This is a genomic window from Streptomyces sp. NBC_00286, assembly GCF_036173125.1.
Taxonomy (GTDB): Bacteria; Actinomycetota; Actinomycetes; order Streptomycetales; family Streptomycetaceae; genus Streptomyces.
The window spans coordinates 4094650-4120881 of record NZ_CP108054.1 but is presented as its reverse complement, the minus strand read 5'-3'; the positions used below and the strand labels follow the sequence as shown (position 1 = coordinate 4120881).

The 26232-nt window shown below is 68.0% G+C and carries 26 protein-coding genes; 5 read left to right on the top strand and 21 right to left on the bottom strand.

The genetic code is table 11. From position 1 onward, the window contains the following. Positions 1-49: 49 nt before the first annotated feature. Both OHT21_RS18565 and OHT21_RS18560 read right to left on the bottom strand, forming a co-directional pair. Positions 50-1243: a recombinase RecT gene (locus OHT21_RS18565; protein WP_328769450.1), complete on the bottom strand. Its 1194-nt coding sequence runs from the start codon at positions 1241-1243 to the stop codon at positions 50-52. Between the two features lie 115 nt (positions 1244-1358). Continuing rightward, the gene (locus OHT21_RS18560) at positions 1359-1679 is read right to left on the bottom strand and encodes a hypothetical protein (RefSeq protein ID WP_328769449.1); all 321 of its coding nucleotides are present in this window, start codon (positions 1677-1679) and stop codon (positions 1359-1361) included. 527 nt (positions 1680-2206) lie between these two features. On the opposite strand from OHT21_RS18560, the gene OHT21_RS18555 reads away from it, so the two are divergent. After that, positions 2207-2776, top strand: a complete 570-nt coding sequence (locus OHT21_RS18555) for a hypothetical protein (RefSeq protein WP_328769448.1) — start codon at positions 2207-2209, stop codon at positions 2774-2776. A gap of 102 nt (positions 2777-2878) precedes the next feature. Here the strand turns inward: OHT21_RS18555 and OHT21_RS18550 are convergent, their stop codons facing one another. The 3 genes from OHT21_RS18550 to OHT21_RS18540 form a co-directional block, all read right to left on the bottom strand. Next, positions 2879-3184, bottom strand: a complete 306-nt coding sequence (locus OHT21_RS18550) for a winged helix-turn-helix domain-containing protein (RefSeq protein WP_328769447.1) — start codon at positions 3182-3184, stop codon at positions 2879-2881. A 1-nt stretch (position 3185) separates the two neighbouring features. Then, positions 3186-3599: a hypothetical protein gene (locus OHT21_RS18545; RefSeq protein ID WP_328769446.1), complete on the bottom strand. Its 414-nt coding sequence runs from the start codon at positions 3597-3599 to the stop codon at positions 3186-3188. Positions 3600-3909: 310 nt separating this feature from the next. Further along, positions 3910-4587 carry a hypothetical protein gene (locus OHT21_RS18540; RefSeq protein WP_328769445.1) on the bottom strand — a complete coding sequence of 226 codons (678 nt, stop codon included), beginning with the start codon at positions 4585-4587 and terminating at the stop codon, positions 3910-3912. Positions 4588-4798: 211 nt separating this feature from the next. Between OHT21_RS18540 and OHT21_RS18535 the strand changes: the two genes are divergently transcribed. Then, the gene (locus OHT21_RS18535; protein ID WP_328769444.1) at positions 4799-5461 is read left to right on the top strand and encodes a hypothetical protein; all 663 of its coding nucleotides are present in this window, start codon (positions 4799-4801) and stop codon (positions 5459-5461) included. A gap of 18 nt (positions 5462-5479) precedes the next feature. Here OHT21_RS18535 and OHT21_RS18530 read toward each other — a convergent pair whose 3' ends face one another. The 4 genes from OHT21_RS18530 to OHT21_RS18515 are packed head-to-tail and all read right to left on the bottom strand — an operon-like array spanning position 5480 to position 7159. Continuing rightward, complete coding sequence (locus tag OHT21_RS18530; protein WP_328774139.1) at positions 5480-5683, bottom strand: hypothetical protein; 204 nt, start codon at positions 5681-5683, stop codon at positions 5480-5482. Between the two features lie 49 nt (positions 5684-5732). Next, positions 5733-5978: a hypothetical protein gene (locus OHT21_RS18525; RefSeq protein ID WP_328769443.1), complete on the bottom strand. Its 246-nt coding sequence runs from the start codon at positions 5976-5978 to the stop codon at positions 5733-5735. A 17-nt stretch (positions 5979-5995) separates the two neighbouring features. Beyond that, positions 5996-6262, bottom strand: coding sequence for a hypothetical protein (locus tag OHT21_RS18520; RefSeq protein WP_328769442.1), 267 nt, complete (start codon positions 6260-6262; stop codon positions 5996-5998). 27 nt (positions 6263-6289) lie between these two features. Continuing rightward, positions 6290-7159, bottom strand: coding sequence for a peptidoglycan-binding protein (locus OHT21_RS18515; protein WP_328769441.1), 870 nt, complete (start codon positions 7157-7159; stop codon positions 6290-6292). A gap of 443 nt (positions 7160-7602) precedes the next feature. Between OHT21_RS18515 and OHT21_RS18505 the strand changes: the two genes are divergently transcribed. From OHT21_RS18505 to OHT21_RS18495, 3 genes are all read left to right on the top strand, one after another. Further along, positions 7603-7878 carry a hypothetical protein gene (locus OHT21_RS18505; RefSeq protein ID WP_328774464.1) on the top strand — a complete coding sequence of 92 codons (276 nt, stop codon included), beginning with the start codon at positions 7603-7605 and terminating at the stop codon, positions 7876-7878. A 91-nt stretch (positions 7879-7969) separates the two neighbouring features. Beyond that, a complete protein-coding gene (locus OHT21_RS18500) occupies positions 7970-8701 on the top strand; it encodes a DUF1707 SHOCT-like domain-containing protein (RefSeq protein ID WP_328769440.1) in 732 nt (243 codons plus the stop codon). A 223-nt stretch (positions 8702-8924) separates the two neighbouring features. Then, the gene (locus tag OHT21_RS18495) at positions 8925-9785 is read left to right on the top strand and encodes a thermonuclease family protein (protein WP_328769439.1); all 861 of its coding nucleotides are present in this window, start codon (positions 8925-8927) and stop codon (positions 9783-9785) included. 172 nt (positions 9786-9957) lie between these two features. Here the strand turns inward: OHT21_RS18495 and OHT21_RS18490 are convergent, their stop codons facing one another. The 12 genes from OHT21_RS18490 to fxsT all read right to left on the bottom strand — a co-directional run bounded on the left by OHT21_RS18490 (position 9958) and on the right by fxsT (position 26217). After that, positions 9958-11292 (bottom strand): glycoside hydrolase family 6 protein, encoded by a 1335-nt coding sequence (locus OHT21_RS18490; protein WP_328769438.1) that lies wholly within the window; start codon positions 11290-11292, stop codon positions 9958-9960. A gap of 22 nt (positions 11293-11314) precedes the next feature. Further along, positions 11315-13594 carry a hypothetical protein gene (locus OHT21_RS18485; protein WP_328769437.1) on the bottom strand — a complete coding sequence of 760 codons (2280 nt, stop codon included), beginning with the start codon at positions 13592-13594 and terminating at the stop codon, positions 11315-11317. Between the two features lie 5 nt (positions 13595-13599). After that, positions 13600-14694 carry a hypothetical protein gene (locus tag OHT21_RS18480; RefSeq protein WP_328769436.1) on the bottom strand — a complete coding sequence of 365 codons (1095 nt, stop codon included), beginning with the start codon at positions 14692-14694 and terminating at the stop codon, positions 13600-13602. Positions 14695-14704: 10 nt separating this feature from the next. Beyond that, positions 14705-15634: a hypothetical protein gene (locus OHT21_RS18475; protein WP_328769435.1), complete on the bottom strand. Its 930-nt coding sequence runs from the start codon at positions 15632-15634 to the stop codon at positions 14705-14707. Positions 15635-15650: 16 nt separating this feature from the next. Next, positions 15651-16544, bottom strand: a complete 894-nt coding sequence (locus OHT21_RS18470) for a phage distal tail protein (RefSeq protein WP_328769434.1) — start codon at positions 16542-16544, stop codon at positions 15651-15653. Beyond that, positions 16544-21625 carry a phage tail tape measure protein gene (locus tag OHT21_RS18465; protein WP_328769433.1) on the bottom strand — a complete coding sequence of 1694 codons (5082 nt, stop codon included), beginning with the start codon at positions 21623-21625 and terminating at the stop codon, positions 16544-16546. The genes OHT21_RS18470 and OHT21_RS18465 overlap by 1 nt, the downstream gene beginning before the upstream one ends. 9 nt (positions 21626-21634) lie before the next feature. Continuing rightward, positions 21635-21760, bottom strand: coding sequence for a hypothetical protein (locus OHT21_RS18460; RefSeq protein ID WP_328769431.1), 126 nt, complete (start codon positions 21758-21760; stop codon positions 21635-21637). A gap of 266 nt (positions 21761-22026) precedes the next feature. Further along, positions 22027-22563: a hypothetical protein gene (locus OHT21_RS18455; RefSeq protein WP_328769430.1), complete on the bottom strand. Its 537-nt coding sequence runs from the start codon at positions 22561-22563 to the stop codon at positions 22027-22029. Then, positions 22563-23108 (bottom strand): phage tail tube protein, encoded by a 546-nt coding sequence (locus OHT21_RS18450; protein WP_328769429.1) that lies wholly within the window; start codon positions 23106-23108, stop codon positions 22563-22565. Before OHT21_RS18450 ends, OHT21_RS18455 begins: the two co-directional genes overlap by 1 nt. 79 nt (positions 23109-23187) lie before the next feature. Continuing rightward, positions 23188-23586 (bottom strand): hypothetical protein, encoded by a 399-nt coding sequence (locus tag OHT21_RS18445; protein ID WP_328769428.1) that lies wholly within the window; start codon positions 23584-23586, stop codon positions 23188-23190. A 38-nt stretch (positions 23587-23624) separates the two neighbouring features. Next, positions 23625-24056 (bottom strand): HK97 gp10 family phage protein, encoded by a 432-nt coding sequence (locus OHT21_RS18440; RefSeq protein ID WP_328769427.1) that lies wholly within the window; start codon positions 24054-24056, stop codon positions 23625-23627. A gap of 25 nt (positions 24057-24081) precedes the next feature. Then, on the bottom strand, positions 24082-26217 hold the full coding sequence (gene fxsT / locus OHT21_RS18435) for an FxSxx-COOH system tetratricopeptide repeat protein (protein WP_328769426.1): 2136 nt from the start codon (positions 26215-26217) through the stop codon (positions 24082-24084). Between the last annotated feature and the right edge of the window lie 15 nt (positions 26218-26232).

The following is a 26232-nucleotide window of genomic DNA, read 5'->3' as shown; positions in this document are numbered from 1 at the left end:
CCGGGCTCTGTCAGGAGGATGGCCCGCTCCAACGGCGGGCCGGACATGGCTACTTCGCGGCGCGCACCGAGGTGCCGCGCGTCTTCGTGGCGCGGGCGGTCGCCTTCTTGGCCGCCACCGTCTTCTTCGCGGTCTTCTTGGCCGGGGCCGCCTTGCGCGCCGACCCCTTTCTGCGGCCGGGAGCTTCGGAGTCAGAGGCGCCGTCCGAAGGGCTGTCCGTGGCGTCGGCGGTGGGGGCCAAGGCGTCTGCGAGCTCGCTCAACTGCTCGGCGGTGGCGTCCTGGAACGAGACCTCGAAGTCGTCGAAGCAACGGTCGTTGACGGCGTCAAAGCCCAGGCCAAGCCGCTGCGCAGCGTCCCGGACGCGGGCTCGGGCCTCTTCCAGCTTGTCGCGTTCGTTCTCCGCCGAGGCCATACGGTCCTCGGCGTTGCCGGCGGCGGATGACTCGGCGGCCTCCGGGGCGCACTGCGCCTCCACCGCCGTTTCCGCTTCCGCGTCACTGCTCGGCTCGGCCGATTCAACAACCTCGCCGTCAACAACGCCCGTGGCGGACTGGCCAGTTGACGATTCCACCGGCCGCTGCTCCTTCGCAGACCGAAGACGAGCCACTGCCGCCTTCACACCCTCACGGAACTCGGCAACGTCGGCGGCGTGCATCTCCTCGTCCACGTGGAGCCCGGACAGGTCCGCCGGGCAGGCCCGACGCAGCGCGAGCGCCTCGGCAACCTTGCTCAACTGGCTGGCGGGCATCTGCGGCCACAGCCCGCCGAGCTTGTACTCCTGTGCCTCGTAGTCCCACACCTTCGGCGCGTACTCGCGCCAGTGGGCGACGGCGGGAAAGCGGGAGTCTCCACGCCAGACGACGACCCGGCACGCGGCCGGCGGCTCGTCGCGCAACCACACCGTGTGCTCGCCGCCCTCGGCGTCGTACCAGACGAAGTCCTCGTACGCGATGGACTGCCCGGCCCGGTCGGCGGCCCGGCGCGCAATGAGCCGGTACCCGTCGATGCCGGTCTGGATGGTCCAGCGGATCTCACCGCGCGACTTGCGCTTGATCATGTAGATCTGCCGGCCGAACGGATCGAGCCCGGACGCCTTGCAGTAGTGGAAGAAGATCCCCAGCTGCGCCGGACTGGCCTCCACCAGATCCGGGAACGCCGCGCGCAGCGCACGTAACTGCTGGTCCTCAAACGCCTTCTGGTTCTCGCGGATCGCGAGCCAGGTGACCGGAGCGTCGGCCACATCCCCTCCAAACACACTGAACCCCTTTGAAGCTTGCAACTGTCACAACATATGTTGCGATCAATTGAAGTTGATAAAAATCTATTTCACAGGATCTCAACCGTCAAGTTTGTACTCACTCGTCGCGGCCCGCACGTAAGCTGCGCAGCTGGAACACACCCGCCCACTCCGGATGTCGCGCGCACAGCAGGCGCGCGTAGCGCGAGGTGTAGTTGTTGTTGAGGTGAAACGGCTCTCCGCCCGCGATGCGCGGCGACGACCAACGGAGCAGCTCGAAAAGAGCCTTGATCCCGATCTGGCCGCCCCCATCCCGGACCCATTGCGCGGTGAGCTCCTCCAGCGCCTCGAAGATCCACGGATGCGAGGCGTGAAACGCTTCGAAGCGTTCGTCGAGCGACGGTTCGCGCCGAGGTTGGGGCCACTCCGCCTCGGCCACCTCAAGTGGAAGCTCTGGCTGTCGATACACGTATCACGCCCCCATTGCAACGATGCATTACCTGAACACATGTCGTGCCAACACCTTAGAGGTAGCGGCTGCATCGCGCACGGGGTGTGCACGATCGGCAGCAAGTTGGCGGTAGCGGACTGGCCCGTGGGAGTGCTGGGTCAGTGTTTGACGCGGTTACGGACGGCCAGGACTGCCACGCCAAGAAGGACGGGCAGCGCTCACGAGACCCGCCGCTTCCTGCACCGCTGCCAGCGCCAACCCCACGTCGTCCGCGGCTACTTCCGTGCCGGGCACGCCGGCTACACGATCACACAGGAAGGCCAACAGTTCCGACTCGATAACCTCAATTCTTCCTCAGACCTCAACCTGCGAGTAACAACCAAACCATCACGTGTGCTTACATCATCTTCACGCGGCGAGCGGGGGAACCACAGCACGTGACCAACCTGTGTGCACGCCGCGCGAATTGATGGGCCATCGAGCCCAGTTCTCTCATGACTAAGGGGAAAGCACGCATGAAGACGTTCCGTCGTACTGCGCTTGTTTCGCTTGTGTGCGCGGCTGCTGTCACGTTCAGTGGCGTCAGCGCCGCCCACGCCGCCGTTCAGCCTTCTGCAGTCGCGTCGGTTTCGACAGAGGAAGTTACTCAGCAGCAGATTGACGAGCTGGCTGGGTACCTTGAGGCTCTCCACGAGGGTGAACTGCGCACGTCTGACGGCAAGTTCGACCGAAAGGCTGCTGTCGCCAAGTTCGGCTCCGCCTTCGCCGATGCGGTGGAGGCTGAGATAGCTGCCCAGCGTCCTGCATCCTCGGCTTCCGAGGCGGCGCCCGCGCTTCGCGCGGCCGCCGCCAAGAAGGACAGCTATGGCAAGTGTCTTCTGAAGGCCGTGGGGCTCGGCGGGCTCGGTGGAGCCACCACCGCCATCATGAACAAGCTGTCCGAGAAGAGGTGGTCCGATGCTGCACGTCTCATCACAAAGGAGGCGGCCAAGCGCGGCATCAAGTTGGCCGGCAAGGGCGGAGTTGTCGGGATCGCTGCCTCTCTGGCCGCCAGCTCCATCTGGTGTGCCACGCCTTGGGCGTGACGACCCACGGGGGATAGGGCGATCACGTCAGTCCCAGTGATTTGCTTAGTGTGGCGGGGCCTTGGCCCCGCCACACGCATTGGCTGCAGACCGTCGGCCGGTCTAACCGATATTTCCTTGAACAACCTTACGAAGCTCTTGCAGATACTCCTCGAACTGCTCACGCCCCGACGGCGAAAGGCGAACTCTCGTCACCGCATGCCGCCGCTCACGGAACTTGGCAATTTCAACCAGGTTTTCCCGCTCCAGGATGCCGAGTTGCCGGGAGAGATCCGAAGTGGAGAGCTCCAGTGAGCTTTGAAGGTCGGCGAAGTTGATCTGCTGGACGTGCCGGAGTGCCCCCAGGATGGCTAGCCGGGTAGGGGAATGCATCACCGTCGATAGGCGCGTCCTTGGCTGCGCTGACATGTCAGCGCCTCCACCGCAGAACGAGATAGACAGCAAGAAGGACCGTCGGCACTGTAGCCCCGGCCATGGCTGCCGGAAGGTCAGTCGGGTTGTTCCACAGAATCCGCAGCGCCGGAATCGCCAGCGCCACCGGGGTCAGGAACGAGACCCAATCCTCGATCTTGCCGTGTGGCCTCCTGCCCGGAGCTCTGAGATGGAACCACCGCCACCTGAGCACAACAGCCAGAGTGACTAGCAGAACCACGCCTCCCAGGACCGCGGCGACCTCGTGCGACGCCGCAAGCACCAACACCGTGAACACGAGTGCCGCAGACAATACGCCCAAGCCCCGCTCGGCGACGGAAGCACCCTTCGTGAGTACCGGCGCTTCGTCTACCGCTCGCAATTGCTCCGCAGAGTCCGGGTTCTTCCCCATGACTGTCCCTTCACCCATCGAGTACATCTCACTTCTAGCATCTAGTTTCCAAATGTGCAACTAGATGGCAGTGATGCAAGCAGTGAGATGGGGAGACCGCGCCGCAGATCGATCGCATGTCACGGCCCTTGGGTCTATGTGTGAGTGTCATCCGGCTTCAGAGCCGCGGCCGTCACACCGGATGCCAAAGGGCTTCCAGGGTGTGCAGGGCAGCTGCATCATGCGCAGACAGTGCTGCCAATCTGGCGAACCATCTCGGTCAGGAGCACGGGCCCGGAACGTGCAGATGCAGATGTGCCCTGACCCGGGATCAGCGCTTCGGCCGTACGGTCATGGAGAAGCCGGCGTTCAGGAGTTCCGCCGCGAACGCCGCGACATCCTCCGCCGAGTCCTGGCCGGGCTGGAACGTCCGCGCCTCCGGCAAGGGCGTGGGCGTCGGCTTGGGCTCGGCAGACGGCTTGCGCCCGCGGGGCTTGATCTGCTCGCGCTCGCCCGAACGGATCCGGTCGATACCTTCCTGGACCGTGGTGCGCCCGCGCTGCTCAGCGTCCTTGAGCACGGTGCCCAGCAGCCACAGCGGCGAGCCCGAGACCATCGCGTCCTCGGCCGCGAAGCTCTTGCGGACCCGCCACTGATAGACGTCCATGTACTTCTTGCCGAAGACCCAAGGGATCTCCTTCAGCCCGACGATGTCAGGCAGTTCGGCCGCGTCGGCGACTTCGTACCCGCCATCAATGCCGGCCTTGTACTCCTTCAGCCGCCCCGGCAGGTACTCCCGTGCCCCGTCCTCTGCGAGCCCGAGCACGGTCGGCAGCAGCCAGTAGGGATTCCCGGAGATGACGGCGTCCGGCTCCCTCAGTACGCCGCGCGTCTTCCAGAGCTGCGAGGTCTGCCGTTCCACTCCGTAGAGGAACGCGATCTCCGCGTGCCCCAGTAGATAGGGGAACCGCTTCTCCGCCACAGCGCCCTCCGGACCGTTCGACTCCATAAAACTGACTTGATACATCAAGCATAGTTGTTCGAAGCCCCGACTGATCATCGTGGGCTTCACGCAGAGTCCGGCTCCTGGCTGATGAGTGCCGGTGGCCCGGACAGAGCCCGCTCCTCCTGCACCCACACCGACGGGTTCCCGGCCCGACGAACGCCACCCGGCATTCGTTCTCGGGACCGGTCCCGCCCGACGTCCTGATACTCGACCCATGTGGTGGAGACGACGAAGGCAGACCACGTACGAGCCGGGCACCCAGGCGTACGGCAAGTGGCGCCCGTACGCTGACAGCGTCGAGAACAGCGCCAATGTCATGGACATCAAGGACAACGGCAAGGTCTACGAGGTGTCCTGGGTCAAGTCCGAGGCCGTCGCGCTGGAGTACCTGCGCCGCCGGGACGTACGCCAAGAGCGCTACTACGTGATCGTAGAGACGCCGTACCGCAACCTCGGCCGCGACATGATCATGATCTTCGACGAGGCCGACGGCGCCCTGGTCGAGATCCCCGAGCGCACGCCGCTCGCGGAGTTGACAGCATCGCCTACTCACTGCGCCCGCTGCGGCTATCCGATCATGCCGTGCTCCTCCAACTTCGAGTTCCCCTGCGATGACCCGGACTGCGGCCACCCTTGGCACACCGTGGACTTCGCGCAGACCGCCGACGAGGTGATCCGTGCCGGAGGGGGGTACCGCTGCACGAAGTGCCGGAGCGCCGCCTGCCGGGCCTGCTATGAGGCCACAGGCAGCGAGAACCTGGCGACCACGCACGGCTTCCTGCTCGAGCCGGGCGACGAGCGGCCGCATCCGGCCGACGAGATCATGCTGCGTCTTTGCTGGATATGCCGGAGCCCCGTCACGGTCTTCTACGAGTGATCGAACGCAAGGTGACGGTCAGCCGGTGAGAACGTGAATGAGGAACCACACGGCGAAGCCCGTCCAGCCGACGGTGAAGATCGCGCGACCCGGACGGGTGTGGATGCGGAACCAGGCGCGCACGCGCTCGGAGAGGGTGTTGCCGTCTTCGATGTCCACCAGGGTGAACAGTTCGTACGTGAAGCCGAGCACCAGCAGGTTGGCCCAGAACAGGTCGGGCATGGTCAATCCGATCTCCTTGTCTTCTGGGAGGGTCTGTAATCCGGCGGCGTCAGCGGCCAGTTGCCGACCAGATGGCGACGCCGAGCGCGGCAAGGCCGGTCAGCGTGCTGATGGCGGGGAGGGGCCACCGGCTCTTTTCGAGGGCGGCGACCCTGGCGTCCAGCTCCTCGACGGCCTTGTCGATCTGGTCCGATCGCTGGACCAGGAGCGCGAGTTGGCCGTCGATGCGCGCGAGCCCGACTTCGAGGGCGCGGCGGAGTTCGGCGAGCTCCAGGGCGATCTCTCCGTCGGGCATGGCGACTGCTCCGGTGGTCAGTTGAGGGTGGTGGAGGCGGGGTCGGTTCTGGCGGGGAGCCACGAGGCCGTTCCGGCGCGGCCGAGGAGGGAGCCGACGGCTCCCTTGACCACGGCGAGGCCGGCTGGGATCGCGGCGATGGCTGCCGACTCGAGTGCGGACAGAGCGATGAGGTTGGTCGTGCCGGAGGCGAGGAGGAGGCCGAGGAATGCCTCGACGTACGTGAGCACGGTGCGCTCGGCGATGTCGCTGACGAGCTTGGGCGCGATGTTGAGGGTGGCCATGGGGCAGAGGTCCTCTCGGAATTTGGGTCAGGGTGCGGGGACGCGGAGCTTCGCCCAGCTCGTGGGGCCCGGGATGCCGTCGGCGTCGTCGCCGGAGTAGCGGAGCTTGCGTTGCCAGGCGGCGTAGGAGCGGCGGTCGGCGTCGGTCCAGTTGGGGCCGGGGCCCTTGGCGTACTTGCCGCAGCCCTCCGCGACGAGCCGCTTGCCCATTGCCGTGATCAGGGCGGAGCGGCGGCCGACGCGGAAGTAGTCGGCGCCGGGGAACGGCGCGTACTCCGGCTCGTCGTCCGTGTCCGGATCCGGCTTGGTGTTGAGGAGCTCGGCAACTGCCGTACGGAAGTCGCCCATCGCGATGCCCGCGGGGTCCGGCTTGCCGGGCTGCCACTCCTTGTGGGCGATGACCGAGCGCGCCGTCCAGCCGTGCGCTCGGCACAGGGCCGCGCTGACCTTGTGCATGGCGTCCAACTGGGCCGCAGGCCATGCCTGTCCGCCGCCGGTGTTGATGCACTCGAAGCCGTAGAAGTGCGGATTGCCGTCAGTGTTGGCCTCGTTGTCCGGTGGCAGGGGCTTCTCGGCGATGACGGCTTTGAGGACGTCGTCGTCTCCGGAGCCGGCGTGGTTGGCGCGGCCGTAGCCGACGAGGTGGACGGTGCCGGAGCGGTCGATGACGCCGTGGCACAGCGGGCCGGGCAGGGAGGTGTAGCCGGTGCGGCAGAGGTCCACCATGCCGGCTTCGGTGGAGTACGGGCCGGTGTGGTGGATCATGACGCCGTGGACCGGGCCCCAGGCGCCCTTGTGGTTGCGATTGTTGGTGCGCCAGCTGCCGTGCTCGACGACGCGGACGCCGGACTTCTTGAGGACGGCCAGGAATTGGTCTGCGGACAGTGGCTGGGCCACGTCGGGACGCTTTCTCCCCGCGCCTCCATTTGGTTGAACAACGCCAGGAGCCAGCTGGCGGTCCCTCGAGGTTGCATCTTGCCTGTGTCGCAGAGCGGAGGGGCGCCCGGCGCGCGGAGCTTAACCTATGGCGCGTCATAGCGTGATCCGAACATCTCGACGGAAGCGACGATCGGTCCGGCGGATCATGAGCGGAGCCATAAGCGGATCGCGGCGACGGTAACGGTGCGGTCTTCAGACGTTTTCCACGGCCCGTAGTACGTGGGCAGATCGCGCCAGGGGACGCCGGTCCATAGGCGGTAGAGGATCCCGTTGCGCCCAAGATCCCCGGCGGCCGAAGGGTGGGGACCTGATCCACTCAGAATATTTCTGTCTTTTTTTGTAGAAGATAGGCGAAAGAGGTCCATCATTAACTTATCGGGGCAAGTAAAAAGGAACGACTCATGGGAATCATCAACAAGGCCAAGGGTGACGCCGCACTGCACGACGCCCAACACACCATTGACGCGGGTCGCCATGTACTGGTCTTCAAATTCATTGAAGCCAACACCAGCAGCCTCGCCACGGGTGCCATGACCGGCATCAACGATCAGATCGAAGCCATCGAATCCCTGGGCTGGAAGATGAACCACATGTCTGTCGGTGAAGGTAAGGCCATGGGCGCGCTGGGCGGCAAGAGTGGCGAACGCATCGCCGTCATCTGCCTGTTCCGCAGATAGTGCAGTCGGGCGACCGGGGGACGCGATACCCGTACTGCGATGGCGTCCACCAGCCGCCGAACCCCCTAAGAAATTCGAGAAAGGCTTCGCCATGACTCAGTACCCCGACCCTCGTCACGTACGTGCCTGCGACACCGACCGCAACCGCACCGCCCAGACTCTTCACGACGCCTACGCTCACGGCTGCCTGACCGGCGAAGAACACTCCGAACGCATCGACCGCCTGTACTCGGCCAAGATGCTCTCCGACCTGGACATGCTCACCGCCGACCTCCCGGCGCTCGTCGTGACTCCGCCACGTGATACTCGTCAGTACCCCCCGCATCAGATACACCCGCAACCGGTTCCACCGCTCGTCATCAACAACAACCCCACGTCCGGCCTCGCCTGGCCGAAGAAGCAGTCCGCCGGCCTGCACGTTCTTTACGCCCTGTTCACCTATGGCGCGGGCAACATCCTCTACGCCCTGTACGTGCGGGACTGGAACCGCCGCCACGCCCCGCCCCCGCCCCCCGCACCACCCCGCCCCGACGTGCGCGCCTGCGACGCTGACCGCGACAGCAGGGCCCAGCCCCTCCACGACGCCTACGCCCACGGCTACCTGACCGGCGAAGAACACTCCGAACGCATCGACCGCCTGTACTCGGCCAAGATGCTCTCCGACCTCGACAAGCTCACCGCCGACCTCCCGGCCCCCGCTCCGTCTGAGCGCGGGCCTTATGACTGGCTCAACCCTCGCAAGAACAACGCCCTCCACAACACCGCCCTGATCGCCGCCGCCGCGCTGTTCATCCTCCTACTGGCAGTCGTCGCCACCTCTTAGCGCACGCCGGTGATGCAGCCCACCGGCCCTCGACACCCGAGAGAGACCGGTGCCGCATCCGACTCCGCCGCCCTCGGCCTCGTTAGGAGCACATACTCACAGCAACTGGGGCCCCAGGGAGTGGGCGTCTTGCCTTTCTGCGGGCCGCACGTAACGCACATGGCACCCCCTTGCGGGCGACATGTTCCCCTGAAAGGAAAACCCGGCAGCGCAGGCGGCTGACATGAACCCGTCCCAGAAACTAGATCCCAACGTGTGGCAGCGAAATACGCCATGGCTGATTGGCGCACTCACCTTGCTGGTCCTGATTCTCACCATGGGGGTCACGGGTTGCGCTGATCGAGCCGGTCAGGAAACAAACCCCGGATCAGCTCCGACTGACACCCAAACGACGGCGCCGACAGAGGCTCCCGCGAAGCCACCCGAGCAGTCCACCCCGGGGAAGCGTCCCGACGACGCACCCGCAGCCGCCGAGAGGACCAGCCGCGCCGAAGTCATCGTGGAGCGGATAATCGACGGTGACACCATAGAAGTCCGCGGTGGCAGCGAAATCCTTCCCCAGAGCCAGACCACCAAGGTCCGCCTGCTGGAAATCGATGCGCCCGAGGTGGGGGCCTGCTACAGCAGTGAAGCCACCGCCCGCACGGCGGAACTGCTGCCCGTGGGTTCCACCGTGCGCATCGAACGCGACGTCGAACTCAAAGACCCATACGACCGCTACCTGCTGTACGTCTGGAACGACAAGGACGAATTCGTGAACCAGTCCCTGGTACGCACGGGGCACGCCAAGGCCGTCCTCTATCCGCCCAACGACAAGTATTGGCCGCAGATCTCCCAGGCCGGCGACGCCGCCGAGCAGGACCTGTCAGGACTCTGGCTCGCCTGCGACACGACAGCCACCACTCCCGAGGAACCCGACACCCCGCTGCCCCCCGACACAGACCCAGGCTCCTCACTGCCCCCCGGACCACCACCCGGTCCCGACGTCGACTGCTCGGACCTTTCCGGTCCCGTCTGGGTCGGGGATTCCGATCCGCACCGACTCGACCGCGACGGAGACGGCATCGGCTGTGACACCAACTAGATCAGGGAGCCTGGGGTGTCCGATGAATCCCGCCCGGGATGCGTCGGACGAAGAACACTGCCTGCAACTTCAAATCTCCCTACGAGCCTGCACATTGACCGAGTCCGCAGTCATCGCGGCAGACAGATGCACCTATGAGCCCAAGGTGAAGAGAAGGCGCGAGTGAACCGCCCTACCAGCCATCGATGAGCCGTTCGGCGAGGTACGGGGAAAAGGCTCCAGCGGGGAGGCCGTCCCCGATGCCGCAGGAGCCGTCGGAGTCACCTGGAACCTTGATCCAGAGGAGGTAGTCGGCGCCGCCGACGCCAATGGAGCTGGGGACGCCGAGGCGGCGGCCGGCCGGGTTGCACCAGTCGACGTGTTGGCCCTCGGCGTTCATGGCGCCGTTGCCGTTACGCGAGGTGTCCACCACGAAGCCGGTTCCAGGTACGCCGAGACGGGCGAGCTCGATGGTGATCTGAGTGGCGTACGTGCAGCAGACGTCTACTGCGTCGAAGTTGGCGACGTTCACCGCGAAGCCGCGGACGTGTGCGACGCCTGCGTTCCGCAGGAGGGTGGCCATTTCGGCGGGGCGGATCCAGGCGGCGTTGCCTCCGTCCAGGTAGGCCGTGGTGGCGGGGAGGGTGCCGAGGGCCTGGGCGGCGTATGCGATCAGTGCGGTGCGGTCGGTGCGGGCTGCGGCCGTGGGGAGGTTGTCGAGTTGGGCGAGGGAGTCCGGTTCGACGATGACGAGGGCGGGGCGGTCGGCGATGCCGGCTACGGCGGCGTCGATCCAGGCTCGGTATGCCTCCGGTGAGGGGGCTCCGCCGGAGCTCTCGCCGCCGTTGTCTCGGTTGTGGATGTTGTAGAGGGTGATGATCGGGAGTTGGCCCTTGGCCGCGGCGGCCCCGACGTATGCGTCGAGGTCCGTCTTGATGTCCTTGTTCCAGTCGCCGAACCAGCGGGCGCCTGGGCGGCGGGCCAGGGAGCGGTCGATCTTCTTCGTGCGGGGGTCGTCCCGGTTGGCGGTGGTGAGCCACTTCGCTGCGTTTGAGTCCGGGTCGACGTAGAAGCCCTCGTCGACGGTTGAGCAGGTCAGGCGGATCTCGGTGAGGTGGACGGTGACTGCTGTGGACTGGCCGAACTGGAAGGTGAGTTGGCCCGTTGCCGTGTCCAGGGGCGAGGTGAACGGGAGCGTGAAGCAGGTGTCCGCGGTGCCGAGGGTCAGCGTCTTGTCGAGCGCCGGGGTCCAGGGGTCGGCGCCGAGTCCGACCAGGGCGCGGAGGGTGGTGCCGGGCTGGCTGGCTCTGGCCGTGAAGGACAGGGTGTAGCGGCAGCCGGGTCTGAGGATGACGTTGTTCTGGCCGAGCAAGGCGTCCCAGAGGTTCGTCGCGTCCGTGGTGGCGGTGGCTTCCAGGCCGATGCCGGGGGCGGACACCGTGACGTATGTCGGGTCGCCGGTCCACCAGCCCGTTGTTCCGGCTGTGAAGCTGCCGTTTGTGATCAGGTCCCCGTAGAGGGCGGGCACCTCTTCTCCCTTCGTTGGGCGGTCACTTGGTGTACGTGACGCGGAGCTTGGGCGAGTACGTCTGGCCTACGCCGCGGGCGCGGCCGTAGTACGTGCGGTTGGTGGTGTTGGGGTCGAGGGCGATGCCTCGCCACTTCGTCGAGTCGAAGACCGATGTGATGTCGACCCATTTGCCCTGGTTGCGGGACCAGTTGATGCTCTTCGCCTCGGTGTCGCAGGAGAACTTCTTGGGGCGGGCAGCGTGCGAGTGGGCGCGGATGACGGCCGTGCCGCCGGCTGCGTAGTACCAGTGTTCGAAGTAGAGGTAGACCTCCGCCTTCCGGATCGTCGCTCCGGAGAGGTCCGTGGCGAGCTGGGCGGGGAAGCCGATCAGGCTCGCCTGGATGCCGTTGTTGGAGCTGTAGTAGCCCTGCAGGCAGCTGTTTCCGTAGTAGGCGTTGTAGCCGGAGCGGTTCGCGTACGAGCCGGACCACGACGCCGCGTACGTCTTGGTGTACGTGCGGGCGGGCGGGGCGCTGGTGCCGCCTCCGGTGTTGTAGCCGCCCGTTTCCGGTACGTGGGCGCCGATGTCCTCGACGTACAGGACGCCGGGGCTGTTGGCGGCGCCGTACAGGTCGACGTACTGGCCGTCGGGGCCGTACTCGTTCTTGAAGGTGATCAGGAGGCGGTGCAGGCCCGCGCCGAGTGTGGTGCCGGAGCGGATGAGTTCCAGGCGTACGCGGCTGGAGTTGCCGATGGCCAAGTGGTGGGTGGCCAGCTGAAGTTGGGGGGAGTTGATGGTGGGGGCGGCGGTGCCTCCGTCGCGTAGGCGGAGCTGTAGTTCTCCTCCGGGGGCGGATGGGTTGGCGATCGCGTCGAAGACGATCCGGTACATGCGGGTCGTGTCCGCTTCGAAGGCGAGCTCGACGAAGCCGTACTCGCTGCCGGTCGTGCGTACGGAGGCTGTTTGGTAGTCGATCGCGACCAGGCCGCGGGCCTGTGCGCCGAGTAGGGCCGTCACCGGGTCGCCGCCGACCGTCAGCTCACCGGCCACGGCAAGGTCCGCGAAACCCGCGTTGCCGTTCGTGTCGATCGTCGCGACCGCGTGGCCGCCACTGCGCAGGGTCAAGTACTGCGGGGTGCCGGTGACCAGGGAGACGGCCGGTTCGCCTGTCTCGTCGTACAGGCGTAGGCCGTCGGGACCGAGTTCGGCGCGGGCGCCGCCGACCACGCGGCCGAAGATGGTGTGGGCCTCGGCGTTGTCGAAGACTGCCCAGCCGGTTGTGGCCGCAGATGCCTCCAGGGCGAGTACCGCCTGGGTGGTGCCCTGTGGGGCGGCCACCTGGCCGGTGATGCGTTGCCACATACCGGGGGTCGCGTCCGGCTTCTCCACGACGCCGTGGCCGAGGACCGTTCCGGCTGCGTTCTCCCAGCGGGCGAGGATCTTTACGGCCTGGGCGTCGAGGTCGTCGGAGACCAGGACGTCGACGGCGAGGTACAGCTGGGCGCCGGCCAGTACGGGCACAGTGGCCAGCGGCAGCGTGAAGTACGTCGCCTCGTCTGCGAGGCAGTCCACGCGGACGCCTACTCCGGTGCGGTTCCCGCGGGCCAGGGACCAGGGCGCTCCGGCTGCGGCGACCGCGCCTGCGATCACCGCGCCCTCGAAGCCCGGGTCCGGGATCAAGTTCGTGCCCTGGCCCACGGCGATCTGCTCCGGGGTGACCGAGCCGACCGCAAGGTGGGGTGTGGTGATGGCGCCCACGGCCACGTGGCCCTGCTGGATGACGCCGTTGCCCAGGTCGGCGGAGGCGGCGCGGCGGGCTGCCGTCTGGACCACGGCCGAGGGGGTGCTCGGCGTGCCGGAGGTGTTCACCGCGACCAGGCGGACCCAGAGAGCGCCGTAGTAGTTCGTGGCGATCGTGACCGAGGCGCCTGACGCAGCTTCGATCGTCGCGGCGGGCCACATCACGTCGGGTTCGGTCTCCGGGGATTTCAGGAGGTGGACCTGTATGCGGGACAGGTCCAGCGGAGCGGCTTCCGTGTCGGCGAAGGTGCCGTCCCAGGTGATGCGTAGGCCGTTGAGGACCGGTTCCACCTGGGCTGCGGAGGGGATGGGCGGACGAGGGCCATTGACCGCGATCACGCCGCTGGTGCCGTCCGGCTGCTGGCCGATGATGGCGCGGAGCGAACCGCCGGCGTCGTACACCTCCACCGCGCCGTCGTCGATCGAGGAGTACGCGAGCCGGGAGGTTCGGGTCTGTTGCGTGAGGCGGCGCTCGAGGGCGGCGATGCGGGCAGCCAGCCGCGCCAAGTCGTTGGCCATCGCGGTCAGCTCCCGTAGGTGAAGCGGTCGGCGCGAGCGAGCGTGAGCGTGATGCGTTCGGGGTCCTGGCCCTGGGGTGGGCGCAGCGTCCAGCCGGTGATGCGGCACCAGCCGTCGAAGTCCGACCATTGGTCGTGCAGAGACACGCGTACGTCGTCGCCGATCTGCCAGCCGCCGAGCCGGGCTGCGGGGTGGTCGAGGACCTGGATCTCGGTGACCTCGCCGAGAATCTGGCGGGCGGTGCGTTCGGTACGGGCGCGGGTGGCGAGCCGGTCGTTGGCCTTCTCAGCGGGGACTTCGAGGACGTGTTCCAGGCGGAGGCGGCCGTTGCGGATCGCGTCGATGGCGCGGCGGCGACCGCGGCCTTCACCCGCGCCGAGGGCGATGACGACCTGGGCGTAGGCGTCGGCGTCGTAGGTCACTGGGACGGTGGCGGCGACGTTCGTGCCGGAGGCGAAGGAGATGTCCGTGCGGCGGGCACCCAGGCGCGGCCAGCCGAGGCGGATACGGCCGCCCGGCCGCCCGGTGGTGGTCCAGTCCGTGCTCTCGGTCCACTCGGGGCCGCCCTCGATCTCGGTTATGTTGTCGACGACCTCGCCGAGTACCGGGGCCTCCCACCAGTCGGTGCTGTACGGCTCGGCAGGAGTGCCGGCCTTGGCCTTGCTGGTGGTGGCGTCCACCGTCACCCCAAGGTTCCCGTCAGGCTGGGACTGCGCGTACGACCACACGTCGCGGATGACCTGGCAGGGATCGGCGTACGTGTACGGGCCGCGGCCGCCCAGGTTGCCGTGGATGTCGTGGCGGCGGTGCAGGTAGCTGCCCCAGCCTGTCGCCTCGATCGGGTAGGCGGAGCCTTCCGGTTCGGCTCGCCAGACGATGCCGCCCCACAGCAGCGTGCCGTTCCGCTCGGCGGTCAGCAGCGTGTTGCCGGGGTCGAGCTGGGCGGGGAGCAGGTGGGCGAAGCGCGGCTCCAGGCGGCCGGAGAAGTCGCCGGCCGCGTTGAGGGCCAGCCCGAACTCGACCTGGGACAGCGGCAGGTCGGTGGCCAGCAGTTCGCCGGTGAGGGCGTGCCAGCTGCGGTAGCGGTACGACGCGGTCATCGGCCCGGCCTCACTGCACGCCCTCGGTGAACTCGACGTCTGCGATCAGGGAGGTCGCCTGGTCGACGCCGAGGTTGCCCCACTCGATCTTCGAGGGCTGCGTGCGGATGTACAGGTCCTGCGTGGTGCCGCGCAGCGCCGCGGAGAGCGAGATCGTGTCGGCGAGTACGACCGTGTTGCGGCGGGCTCGGGAGCCTCCGTCGTCGTCGATTGCTGTGGACTGCCCGTAGTCGGTGCCCAGGACGGTCTGCATGTAGGCGAACACGTCGGATTCCGACAGCCGCAGCCCGGCGACGGTGACGACCAGCTTGGCGGTGGTGGCCCAGGTGGGGATGGGCACCTTCCAGCGGGCCTGAGCTGGCCAGTTGTACCACTGGCCGTTCTGGGCGGTGAGCCTGTTCAGCGAGCCGGGGTAGGCGGTGTAGAGCGTCCGTTCGCGGCGCGGGTTCGCGATCTGCCGTACATCCTTGATGAACGGGTCGATGATCACCCATTTGTTGGCCGGAATGTCGATACGGGCGAGCGGGATCGCTGTCATCCCGGAGGGCACCGTCGTGGCCGTGGGTGACACGTTGCTGACCACGTGGAAGTAGCCGATCTCGTCTGTCTCCGGGTTGCGGGTGCCTTCGTACTCGGGGTCCTCCACGCGTAGGCAGAGCAGGTCTGAGCGGGGGGTCGCGCCCGTCGGTGCAATGGGCACGGTGGCGTCGCCGACGTTGTACTGCGTGTACGAGCCCTGCCCCCAGGTCGCGCCCCGGATCACCGCGGAGCCGTCCACGACCCGTACGCCCCCGCCGGGCGTCTCCAGCTGTTTCACCTTGAGGTCGTCGCCTTCGGTCACGCCCTGGGAGCCGCGCGCGAGGTCGCGGACCATCATCCGGAAGGCGCGGGCGGCGTGGGTGCCGCCGTGGGTGAGCAGTGGTGGGTTGATCAGGGTCACGTACGAACTCCTCGGGCTATAGGGCGGCGTAGGCCGCGCGCCAAGTCACGGCTAGGCGGGTGGAGTTGGTGTAGTCGCGTGCGGTCCACCAGATCTCGCTGGTGCCGGGCGGGATGACGAAGGTGTCCAGCCGGGACGTCGGTGACAGGGCGGGGGCGAGGTTGCCGGTGCCGTTCCGCAGCGCCCAGCGGGTGCCGGGGCGGGTCTCGATATCGACGTACTCGCCGCTGTTCAGCGCGAGGGCCAGCTCGATGACGCGGCCCGATTCGACGTGCTGGATGCGCGGGTTGGTGCACGGGCCGGTGATGCGAAGGGATGGCCAGGCCGGGAGGTCGCCGTCGTTGCGGACCCAGCCGCGGCGCTCGTCGGGGATCGCCACGCCCGTCGTCAGCGGGGCGACCAGTGGGGCGCGGAAGCCGCCCAGGCCGTCGGCGGACAGGGCGAGGGTGAGCGCGGAGGCTTCGTCGGCGTGGAAGCGCGGGTCGAGGGCTGCGAACTCGAGGTCGAGCGGGATCCAGCCGTGTAGCGTCTTCGCGGTGCTGGTGGCTTCCACTCGACGAAGTCGGCCGTAGAGTCGGCGAGTTGAGCGGCCAGGCCAGCGTAGGCGAAGTACGGTCTGGGCGCTCGAGTCTGTCCGTACGGCAGGATTGTCGGCGGCGCGTTGGAGGCGGCCGAGGACGTCGAGGGCTGCGGCCGGGTTGCCTGCGGTGCGGATACCTGCCTCGATGCGGATGGTCCGGGCGGCGTAGAGGTCGATGCCGGGGAACGCGCCGTCTCCAGCCGGGTTATCCACATCCTGTGTACGAAATTCGGGGATACCGAGACCTTCGACTTCGCTCACCGGTACATCAGTCCCGGCACCGATGAGAACTCCGGCGATCTCGATCTGCCAATCACCGAGCTCCGCCATCACAACCGGCCTCCCCTCTGCGCGTTGCGGAGTCGCCGCATGACCTCGGCGCCGATCTGCTGCGGAGTGGCCTGAGCCGAGGTGACCGTGACGGGCATGGTGCCGATCAGGGGCTGCTGCTCCCGTACGACAACGACCTGAACTGGTCCGGCCGGGCGGGCGTCGACCGTGCGCACCGGAGCGAACGTCGGCTCTGCCGAGGCGAGTTGGAGTCCGAAGCGCTGCGCGACGTCGCCAAGCACCGCCGTCGCCGCCGCGCGCTTGGCCGGTGCGAGCGGGATGAACGCCTCCCCGCCCGTACTCGCCTCCGCGAACTTGATCAGCGCGGTGGGCGAGGAGTAGATGCCGGGCTCCCAGATGCCGCCGCTCGCGTACGCCAGGCCCTTGTTGGCCTTGGCCAGGTCCGCGAGGAACTTCGTGGCGCGGGAGCCGAGGGTGGACTTGATGCGGGACTGGCCGAGGTTGCCGACTTCGATGACCCGGTCCTCCTCGAGGCCGGTGGTGTCGGCGACCTTGTGGATGCCAGTGGTGCTCGACTTGATCGCGGCGATGACGGTGAGCAGGTCGGTGAGGTCCTCGTCCGCGAGGGTCTTCCCGGCGGCTTTCGCCGCGTCATCGGCCTTCTTCGCCTTCTTCTTGTCCTTCACCGCGGCGGCGGCAAGATCCTCGGCGTTCTCGTCTCCCTGCTCGGCGAGCATCGCCGCCAGGTCGCCGTAACCGAGGGCGGCGAGCCGGGCCAGGTTCTTCTCGAACGTCGACTGGTCCTTGACCGCCTGGGTGAGCTGGCGGGTGAAGTCGCCGAGCGACGCCTTCGCGGTGCCAGCCAGCTTCTCCAACTGCTTGGCCATATCGCGGACGTACTTCGTCGTCCCGGTCGCCATCTTCCGGGTCAGCTCCACGCCGTCCTCGCCCATGGCCTCCAGAGCGTCGGCCACGTCCTGCCCGGCCCGCCGCGCGACGGTGGCCAGGTCCCTGCGCCAACGGGCAGCCTGGGAAGCCGACTTGCGCAGGTTCTTCTCGAACAGGCGCAGGTCGAAGACCTCGACCTCCTTGCCGCGCCGCTTGACCGTACGCATGGAACTCGAGCGGATCGACGAGGCGGATCCCAGCTCGGGCCCCGACTCCACCTCGTACGACCAACCGGAGAGACCACCGGAGGCGTACCACTCGATCGGGCCGCCACCGAGGCGTCGTACGGTCTCCTCGGCGATGCGGCGGGAGCGGGCGCGCTTCGACTGCGCGAGCGGGATGTACGCCTCGCCGCCTGTCTCCGGCTCTCCCCAGATCCGCCAGGAGCCAGCCGGGGCGATCTGCGCGACGTGGTTTTCGCGCCGTACGCCGCCGGCGGCGAAGTAGTCGACGACAGCGCCGTCGGCATGACGGCTGAATCGGTCGGCCTGCTGGCGCAGTAGGTCCGCGGTCGTGGAGGGTCCCCGGCGGATGGTCTCGAAGATGTTCACGTGATGGGTGGTGATGGTCACCGACTTGTCGCGCAGGCTGCGGATTGCTTGGTCCAGGGCGCCGACGTTGGCCCGTTGGCTGCCGGTGGGGACGGTGATGATGACCCGCTTGCCCTTGGTGTTCTTGATCTTGAAGCCGAGCTGTTCGAGCTGCTTGCGAGCCTCCGCGGTCGGGGCGCGCATGGTGATGGTCTTGCCCTTGGTCGAACGGACTCGGTTCTGGACCTCCTCAAGGTCCTTGATCGCGGCCTGGGTCTTCGCGGCGACCGAGACGTTCTTGCTGCCGGGGACCTCGCCGAGCTCGTCGATCAGCGCTTTGAGCGCGCCGCGGGCGCCCTTCGTCGGAGCCGTGATCTTGATTTCGCGGGTCCCGGGGACGGTCTTCACCGTGAAGCCGAGGTCCTTCAGCTTCTTCTGGGCATCCTCGCTCAGCGAGTCCACACGGATCGTCGTCGCCTTCGGCAGCCGGTCGAACTCGGCCTGCACCGCGAGGAGATCGGCCAGCGTGGAGTCCATGCCCTCGGTCTCCAGCAGCAGCGAGACCTTCGACGGCATCAGCCCGAGACTGTCGGCCACCGCCTCAGCCTGCTCTCGCGTGAGCCCGTAACCCTGAGCAGCCCGGACGGCGGCCGTGCGTGCCTTGTCCATCTGGGTGCGGGCGGCGGCCAGGGACTCGGGCAGCGGTTTCCCGTTCTGCTGGGCGAGGGCGTACGCCGATACGGAGGCGTCGGCGGCTGCGTCGCTCAGGGAGGTGAGGGACTGGTAGAGCTGCTGGCCGTTGCGGGTGGTGGTGTTCAGGGTGCCGTTGTTGTTCAGCAGGGCTTTGCCGAAGCCGTTGGCTTTGTCGATGCCGTGGTCCAGGGCCTCGTTCACGTCGAGAATCGCGCTGTTGACGCGGGCCTCGGCGGCCTGGAGGGAGATGCTGCCGCCGGAGAGGAGGTCGAGGGCGTCCTTGAGGGCGCGGGTGCGGGTGTCGGCGTCGGCAGTGGTGTCGGCGAGTTCGCCGACCGCGGTCTTCAGCCGGTCGTACGTGCTGGCTCCCGACCCGCTGCCTTTCTGAGCCTGTTCGAGGTCCTTCGCATTACGGGCCGCGGTGGCGGCGTCTCCCGACATGTCCTCGAGCGCTTTGGCCGCCGACGCGTACGCACCGGCCCGGTCGAGGATTGCCTCACGGTCCTCGTCACCTCGACTGGAGCGGTTGAAGGCGTCCTTCTCCTGGTCGGCCAGTGCGCGCATCTTGCCAGCCAGGTCGTCGATGCTCTCGCCCTGCCCGAGATAGGAGTCGGTGACGTCCGAGAGGGAGTAACCGAGCCTGCCGAGGACGTCCATGAGGGTGCCGTAGTTTCCGGCGAGCTTCGTGGTCTGGACGTTCTCGGCGGCCTGGCGGCGGACGGTCTCGTCGATGATTCCGTTGGACTCCCGCAGCGCGTCGGTCAGTGTGCTGATGCGCTGTTGGTGCTCGGCAGCGGACCGTGCCGCCTTCTCCTGCTGCGAGGCGAGGAGGCCGAGTACGACGGTGGCGCCGACCATGGCGGCGCCCCAGGGTCCGCCCATGAAGGCGACCAGGCCGCGGCCTGCGCTCAGTAGCCCGGCTCCGGCGGCGCGGGTCACGCCGTTGAGGGTGCCGGTGAAACCCGTCGTGGGCCCTTGGGCGCTGCGGAATGCGGCCGCCATCTGCCCTACGACCGGGATGCGCGACTCCACGACCGCGAACGCCGCCGCGTACCGCGTCAGCGACGTCCCGGCTCGTGCGGCGAGGTTCTGCTGCACCTGCATCTGCGCGCCGAAGCCTCGCCATGCGCCGGTGAGTCGCCCGCTGACTGTTGAGGCGAGGCCGCCCAGGACGGGGGTGAGGCGCCGGGCGAGGAACATTGCGGCGATCGCCGTCTGGACGGGGGCTGGCAGGGCGCCGAACGCGCGGACCAGCGTCCCGACCACCTCACCGACCGGGACGAGTACGGCGGACAGCCCGGCGACCGCGGACATGGCCAGGTTGGCGGTCGTGACGAGGATGTCGAGGCTGTTGCTGACTCCGCTGGACTCGTCGCCGAGCAGGCCGAGTGCGGAGGCGACCGGCGCGGCGCCTTCGGCGGCGTTGCCGAGTACGTCGCCGAGTGCGCGGGCTGCGTTGATGAGGAGGTTCAGGCCGGCGGCCAGGCTGTGCTCGCCGAGCGACTGGAGCGGTCCGAGGAGTTGTTCGGCCTCGTCGATCAGTTCGCCGAGGCCGCTGCGGGCGTTGGCTTTGAGCTCCGGTCCGTAGAGGGTCGCCAGGTCGCGCCCGTACTCGATGGCGGCGACGAGGTACGGCGTCGCGCCGGACAGCCCGCGCGTCATGAGCCGGGTCACGTACTCGAGCCCCGGAGCCATCGCGTCGTACAGCGCGAGCCCGGTCTGCCGCGTCTGCTTCTGCAGCAGCGTCATCGCGCCCGCGAGGCCCTGCCCGCGAGCGGCAGTGATCTGCGCGGCCGCGCCCGACTCCCGTACGGCGAGGCTGAGCGCGTCGAAGGACTCGGTGCCCTGGTGGGCCAGTGCGATGGCACCCGACATGGCGGGCTTGCCCATCGACTTCTTCACCGCGGCGGTGAAGTCCTGCTGGGACATCTCGTGCTGGGCGCGGGAGAGTTCGGCGATGACGTACCGCAGGCCCTTGAACCGGCCCTGCGCGTCCCACGCCTCGATGCCGAGCGCGTGCAGGCCGTCGCGCATCTCCTTGGTGGGCGCGGCGAGGTTGGCCATCATGCCGCGCAGCGCGGTACCGGCCGTCTGCCCGAGGATGCCCGCCTTGCCGAGCATGCCGACCGCGCTCGCTGCGTCCTCCATGCTCACGCCGAGGCCAGCGGCGACCGGTCCGGCGTACCGCATCGCGTAGTAGATGTCGATGATGCCGCCGGAGGCGTTGTTCGCGGTGGCGGCGAGGATGTCGGAGGCGCGGGCGGCCTGGTCGGCTCCGAGGCCGAACTGGTCCATGATGTCGCCCAAGTAGCGGGCGGAGTCGGCCGCGTTGACCCCGGCGGCGGAGGCGAGCTGGAGCGAGGCGCGGGTGGCGCTGATGGCCTGGTCGGTGCGGAAGCCCGCCTTCGCCAGCTCCACCATCGCTTCGGCGGCGTCGGCCGCGGTGGTAGTCGGGAGGGTGAGGTCGTTACCGAGCTGGTTGGCCATCCAGGCGGCGCGTTGCATCTGGCCGGCGGTGGCTCCGGTAACCGCCTGGAAGATGTTCATCTGCCGCTGGTAACGGTTGCCCTCCTCGACGAGCTGGCCGGTGCCGAGGACGAGGGCGCCTCCGGCGAGGAGGCTGGTGAGGGCGCTGGCCTGCTGACCGGCGCCTCGGAGGGAGCGTTCCAGTACGCCGACGTCGCTGCCGGCGCGGCGCAGTTGGTTGCCGGTTTGGCCGCCGCGGGTGGCGAGGGTGCCGAGCCGGGTGGCGGTTGCTTGTGCCTGTGCGCCGAGGAGGTTGATCTGCCGGGAGGTGCTTCGGCTGGAGGCGTCGAGTGCGGCGAGGCGGCGGTCGAGGTCGCGGGTGCGGCGGCCCAGGTCGGTGGCGGCGTCAGCTGCCGAACGCAGGCCGAAGATAAGGCTGTTGGCCTGCGCCGTCAGTTGGACGGTGAGGTTGTACGTCGCCATCCGTCTGGCTCACCGCCCGCTCGTCGGGTCGGCTGGGGCGGTCTCGTCGGTCGGGCGGTCGCTGTGCAGCGCCTCGTATGCCTGCCGCGGCAACAGCGTGATCTTGATGCCGTACCTCGCCCGCCCTTCGGGCACCTGGTCACGCTCCTGCGCAATCAGCTCACAGCCGGGGCAACGCACGGTGTCGGTGACGTACGCGTGCCGGTGGCCGCCCTTGGCCGGGTCCCACTCCTCGGCGCGGGTACGGCAGTCCGGGCACAGGGTGCGCGCATAGTGCTGCCATGCCAGGGCCTTGGCCCGGTCCAGATCACTCCAGCGGCCGTCCCCGCCGAGGAACTGCGAGTGCGGAATGCCGTACTGCGCGCACAGCTCCAGCTCGGCCCGCAGCCGCGGGTCGGCCGTCAGCCTTTTCCCAGGTCGGCCCGGTCAGTACGTACCTCTTGCTGCACCTCCCAGGCCGCCTCCCACAGGGCGTTCGCGTCGGGTGCCGACCACGCGTCCAGCAGTTCGCGGGCCTCGGCCTCGCTCATGCCGTCGGTACTGGAGGCGGCGATCAAGGCCGCCGGGAAGGTGTCGGGGTTGAACGCCGCGCCGTCAGCGGCCTGTTGATCGGTCGGCGGATGCGCGTGAAGGAGCTCCTCGAGGACCGGCCGGGGCAGAGCCCGGAAGGTGAGGTAGACCGACGCCGCACGCAGTGCCTCGGCCGCCGCCTCGTACCGCTGGACGGCCACCACCGCACGCTCCGCGAAGACGGCGTTGCCCGTATCACTCTCGGCCAGCAACCGCGAACGGTCAGCGGCCCGCTTCGCCTCGTCATACTCTGTCCGCCGCGCTGCGTCGTCGCAGATCTGCAGAACGCGCTCTGGCAGGGAGCGACGGCGCAGCCGCTCCATCTTCTGCTCCCAGGCCGCGCTCTCCTGGCTCTTCGCGGCCGCCATCAGAGGGCCTTCTTCCTGGTGGCAGCGCTGGCGACGGTGCTGGCTTCGGCGCCTGTCCCAGTCGCAGCGGGCGGAACCGGCGCATCGAGGGCCGGCGGCGAGGTGATCGTGAAGATGCCCTGGAACTTCGCAGCCTCGTTGCCCGCGTTGTACTGCGCAGTGCGGGAGGCGACCTGCACGGGGAAGCTGTCCATCGACTTCGATCCGGGGATGTCACCCTTGCGCAGGAACACCACGAACCCGACCGCGCCCTTGGGCAGCAGCGTCTCCATGGCATCGCTGAACTGGTCCTCGTAGAAGGTGATCGAGGAGTTGTCGGCCTTGTCGTTGCCAGGGATGGAGGACGTGAACGTCGACGCCATATCCGGCGTCTCGATCGCCTCGTTCGTCAACGACCAGCCGTCAACGTCACTGATCGCCTCGGTCAGATCGGTGGCGTTCGGCGCCGAGATCTCCGTACGAGTCGGAATCAGGTTGGTCGAGGTGATGCTCTTCAACCAGAGGATCTTGGTAATACCGCGCCGCATGAAGCGCTGCTGAGTCACGGGCCACTCCCACAAACAGGGGGTTGCGCCGGGCTCGTCGGCCGGGCGTCCGCGTGGCTCCGCGGTGAGAAGAGGTGGTTCAAGCGGCGGGCGTCACGGTGATCGTGAACCGCTGCACGTAGGTAACGATACTGCCCTGCGAACCGTCAACCGGCTCCCCGTCTGCGTCGTACGTCAACTCCCGGTCGATGACGCGCAGTCCGGGAACCGTGATCTCGGTACGCCACCCGCCGCCGGTGCGCTCGAAGAGCACCGCACGAACGCGGTCACCGAGCCACTGCACCTGATCCGCCCGCTCTCCGACGCTCGTCGCCTGGTACGTCCAGGCAGCCTCGGCATGCCAGTCGGCGAAGGACGGCCCGGAGAACTCACCGGGGAGGCTGTCGAGGATGACATACGGAAACGCCGCGGGTTTCCCGTCCGCGGCCCGCGGCAGCACCGCGAGCCCACACGGCCGCCCGGTACCGACAGCGAGCACGCCAAGGAGCGCCCGAGTCAACGGCAGCCTCGGCGGGCTCATCGCGCCAGCACTCCCGTACGCAGGGCCTCCAGGAACCCGGGCTCGGTCTGCCGGAACGCCGGCTCGATATGTGGGTAGGGCGGCTGCCGATACTGACGCCCCAAGCGGTCGACGCCGACGAATCCGTACTCCAGCCGCCGCGACTGCGGAGCATCCGTGAACACCACGGCGTTCACCCGCCCTCCGGCCACGGTCACCTTCACATCCCACGACGCCCGATACTGTCCCGTGATGACGTTCGGCCCCGGCCGCCCGGAGGCGTTTTTCTGGATCCGAACTCGCAGGAGCATGGCGTGATGCCGGGTAGTCGCCCTTGTACGCGCCCGCACAGCCGGGCCGAGCCCGGCCAGAGTGCTGGCCAACGCGATCGGGTCGCGGAAGGGGGCGGCATCCGGGTGGGAGTTGGGGTGTGGGTTCAGGCTGAGCATGGCGGAGCCTATGGGTCAGTCGCCCTCACGCGCCGCCCGCGGCTTCCAGATTGGTCCACACCGTTCTCGTCAGAGGGTGGTCCTTGCCGAGCACCCGAATGCTGTCGGTCAGGGTCTGCTCGTACAGGGGGATGGCTCGTTCCAGATCACCCGCCGACCGGTACGCGTACGCCAGGTTGTTCTGGGATCTCAGCGTGTTGGGGTGGTCCTCGCCGAGCACCCGAATGCTGTCGGTCAGGGTCTGCTCCAACAGGGGGATGGCTCGTGTGAGATCACCCGCCGACTCATACGCGCCCGCCAGGTTGTTCCGCGAGGTCAGCGTGTTGGGGTGGTCCTCGCCGAGGACCTGGATGCTGTCGGTCAGGGTCTGCTCGTACAGGGGGATGGCTCGTTCCAGATCACCCGCCGACCGGTACGCGTACGCCAGGTTGTTCTGGGATCTCAGCGTGTTGGGGTGGTCCTTGCCGAGCACCCGAATGCTGTCGGTCAGGGTCTGCTCGTACAGGGGGATGGCTCGTTCCAGATCACCCGCCGACCGGTACGCGTACGCCAGGTTGTTCCGGGATCTCAGCGTGTTGGGGTGGTCCTCGCCGAGCACCCGGATGCTGTCGGTCAGGGTCTGCTCGTACAGGGGGATGGCTCGTGTGAGATCACCCGCCGACTCATACGCGCCCGCCAGGTTGTTCCGCGAGGTCAGCGTGTCGGGGTGGTCCTCGCCGAGCACCCGGATGCTGTCGGTCAGGGTCTGCTCGTACAGGGGGATGGCTCGTGTGAGATCACCCGCCGACTCATACGCGCCCGCCAGGTTGTTCCGCGAGGTCAGCGTGTCGGGGTGGTCCTCGCCCAACGCACGCTGGTCGATGGCGTGGGCCCGGAGGAAGTACGTGATGGCGGCCTCTATTGCGCCCTGGTCCTGTCGGAAGCGGGCGACACGGTCCAGCAAGTACGACAGGTTGAGGGTGTCGTGTTCGGGATTGCTGTGCCGGGCCAGGGCATCGGCGTGAGGTAACACCGCTTGACATTGGGGCCAGTGCTCGGGGGACTCGACATCGGTGGGAAACGCCTTCGCCAGGCGGCTGGTGGCCTCCTGGCGAGCGTGCGTGATGTCACTGTCCTGGCGGTGAGGGTCGTCGTCCTGGGGTGTACGAGCGAGAGCCTGAACGAGGCGATGGACCGAAAGAGTGCCGCCGGGGCTCTCGGTGATCATGCTGTACGCGGCCAGCCGACCGATCGCGGCAGCGAGGGCAGGCGGTGGGGCGAGGCCGTCGAGCAGGGTGCGAGGGATGTGATTAGGGGCGTACCAGGCCAGAATCCGCAGCACTTCCCCCGTGAGAGGCATGTCGGCGAGGCGGTCAAGAGTGATGCGCCAGATCCGTGCGACCGTCCGTTCGGAGTCCGCGTTGGCGGGACCAAGAGCGTAGGTCTCGGCTGGCCATTGACGCAGCATGTCCAGGTAGGCGCGGGGGGTGGTGCCGCTCTCGTGGCAGAACGCGGCGGCCTGCTCGACGGCAAGTGCCAGGTGCCCGAGCTCGTCGCACAACTCGCGGGCGCCGTCGGTCTCCCGGGACCCGTCGTGGGTGAGGATGCGGGTAAACAACTCGACCGACTCCGCCGGGTCGAACACGTCCAGACGTAGGGGGGTCGTGCGCCCGTGCCAGCCCGTCGCCCGGCGCGTGGTGACCAGGATGCGACCACGATCACGGACCCGGTCCAGCAGCGGGCCGATGTGGTCGGGATGGTCGACGTTGTCCAGCACCAGCAGCCAGTCGCCGTGCTGGGCGAGCCACGCCACCGCCCGCTCCCTCTTCAGCTCGGCCGGCAACCCGGCCAGTCCTGGCTGCAGCGCGCAGGAGAGTTCGGCAAGACCCGTGTCGACGGCGGTTGCACTGTCGGCGGTGATCCACCACCGCAGCCGAGCTGTGGCGCGGTGGCCGGCCCAGCGGGCGGCGAGCGCGGACTTGCCCACCCCGCCCAGGCCGCTCACCGCCCGCAACACCACGCCTCCCGGGGTGGTGAGGGCGGCGTCCAGTTGATCGAGCGCTGTGTCCCGGCCGACGAAGAGCTCGGTGATGGGGATGTTCGACACCCCGTCATCCGCGGCATCGTCCGGAATGGGACCGTACGCCTCCGGGGGCAGCGCCTGTTCCGCATGCACCGCCACGGAGTTCACCACATT

Bases quoted from the DNA above. Each gene is read 5' to 3' on its own strand.
- OHT21_RS18505 (WP_328774464.1), top strand. From the start codon at position 7,603: ATGGGAATCATCAACAAGGCCAAGGGTGACGCCGCACTGCACGACGCC.
- OHT21_RS18500 (WP_328769440.1), top strand. From the start codon at position 7,970: ATGACTCAGTACCCCGACCCTCGTCACGTACGTGCCTGCGACACCGAC.
- OHT21_RS18520 (WP_328769442.1), bottom strand. From the start codon at position 6,262: ATGGCCACCCTCAACATCGCGCCCAAGCTCGTCAGCGACATCGCCGAG.
- OHT21_RS18530 (WP_328774139.1), bottom strand. From the start codon at position 5,683: ATGCCCGACCTGTTCTGGGCCAACCTGCTGGTGCTCGGCTTCACGTAC.
- OHT21_RS18495 (WP_328769439.1), top strand. From the start codon at position 8,925: ATGAACCCGTCCCAGAAACTAGATCCCAACGTGTGGCAGCGAAATACG.
- OHT21_RS18465 (WP_328769433.1), bottom strand. From the start codon at position 21,625: ATGGCGACGTACAACCTCACCGTCCAACTGACGGCGCAGGCCAACAGC.
- OHT21_RS18470 (WP_328769434.1), bottom strand. From the start codon at position 16,544: ATGGCGGAGCTCGGTGATTGGCAGATCGAGATCGCCGGAGTTCTCATC.
- OHT21_RS18455 (WP_328769430.1), bottom strand. From the start codon at position 22,563: ATGGCGGCCGCGAAGAGCCAGGAGAGCGCGGCCTGGGAGCAGAAGATG.
- OHT21_RS18535 (WP_328769444.1), top strand. From the start codon at position 4,799: ATGTGGTGGAGACGACGAAGGCAGACCACGTACGAGCCGGGCACCCAG.
- OHT21_RS18555 (WP_328769448.1), top strand. From the start codon at position 2,207: ATGAAGACGTTCCGTCGTACTGCGCTTGTTTCGCTTGTGTGCGCGGCT.
- OHT21_RS18550 (WP_328769447.1), bottom strand. From the start codon at position 3,184: ATGTCAGCGCAGCCAAGGACGCGCCTATCGACGGTGATGCATTCCCCT.
- OHT21_RS18440 (WP_328769427.1), bottom strand. From the start codon at position 24,056: ATGCTCAGCCTGAACCCACACCCCAACTCCCACCCGGATGCCGCCCCC.
- OHT21_RS18545 (WP_328769446.1), bottom strand. From the start codon at position 3,599: ATGGGGAAGAACCCGGACTCTGCGGAGCAATTGCGAGCGGTAGACGAA.
- OHT21_RS18480 (WP_328769436.1), bottom strand. From the start codon at position 14,694: ATGACCGCGTCGTACCGCTACCGCAGCTGGCACGCCCTCACCGGCGAA.
- OHT21_RS18540 (WP_328769445.1), bottom strand. From the start codon at position 4,587: ATGGAGTCGAACGGTCCGGAGGGCGCTGTGGCGGAGAAGCGGTTCCCC.
- OHT21_RS18485 (WP_328769437.1), bottom strand. From the start codon at position 13,594: ATGGCCAACGACTTGGCGCGGCTGGCTGCCCGCATCGCCGCCCTCGAG.
- OHT21_RS18525 (WP_328769443.1), bottom strand. From the start codon at position 5,978: ATGCCCGACGGAGAGATCGCCCTGGAGCTCGCCGAACTCCGCCGCGCC.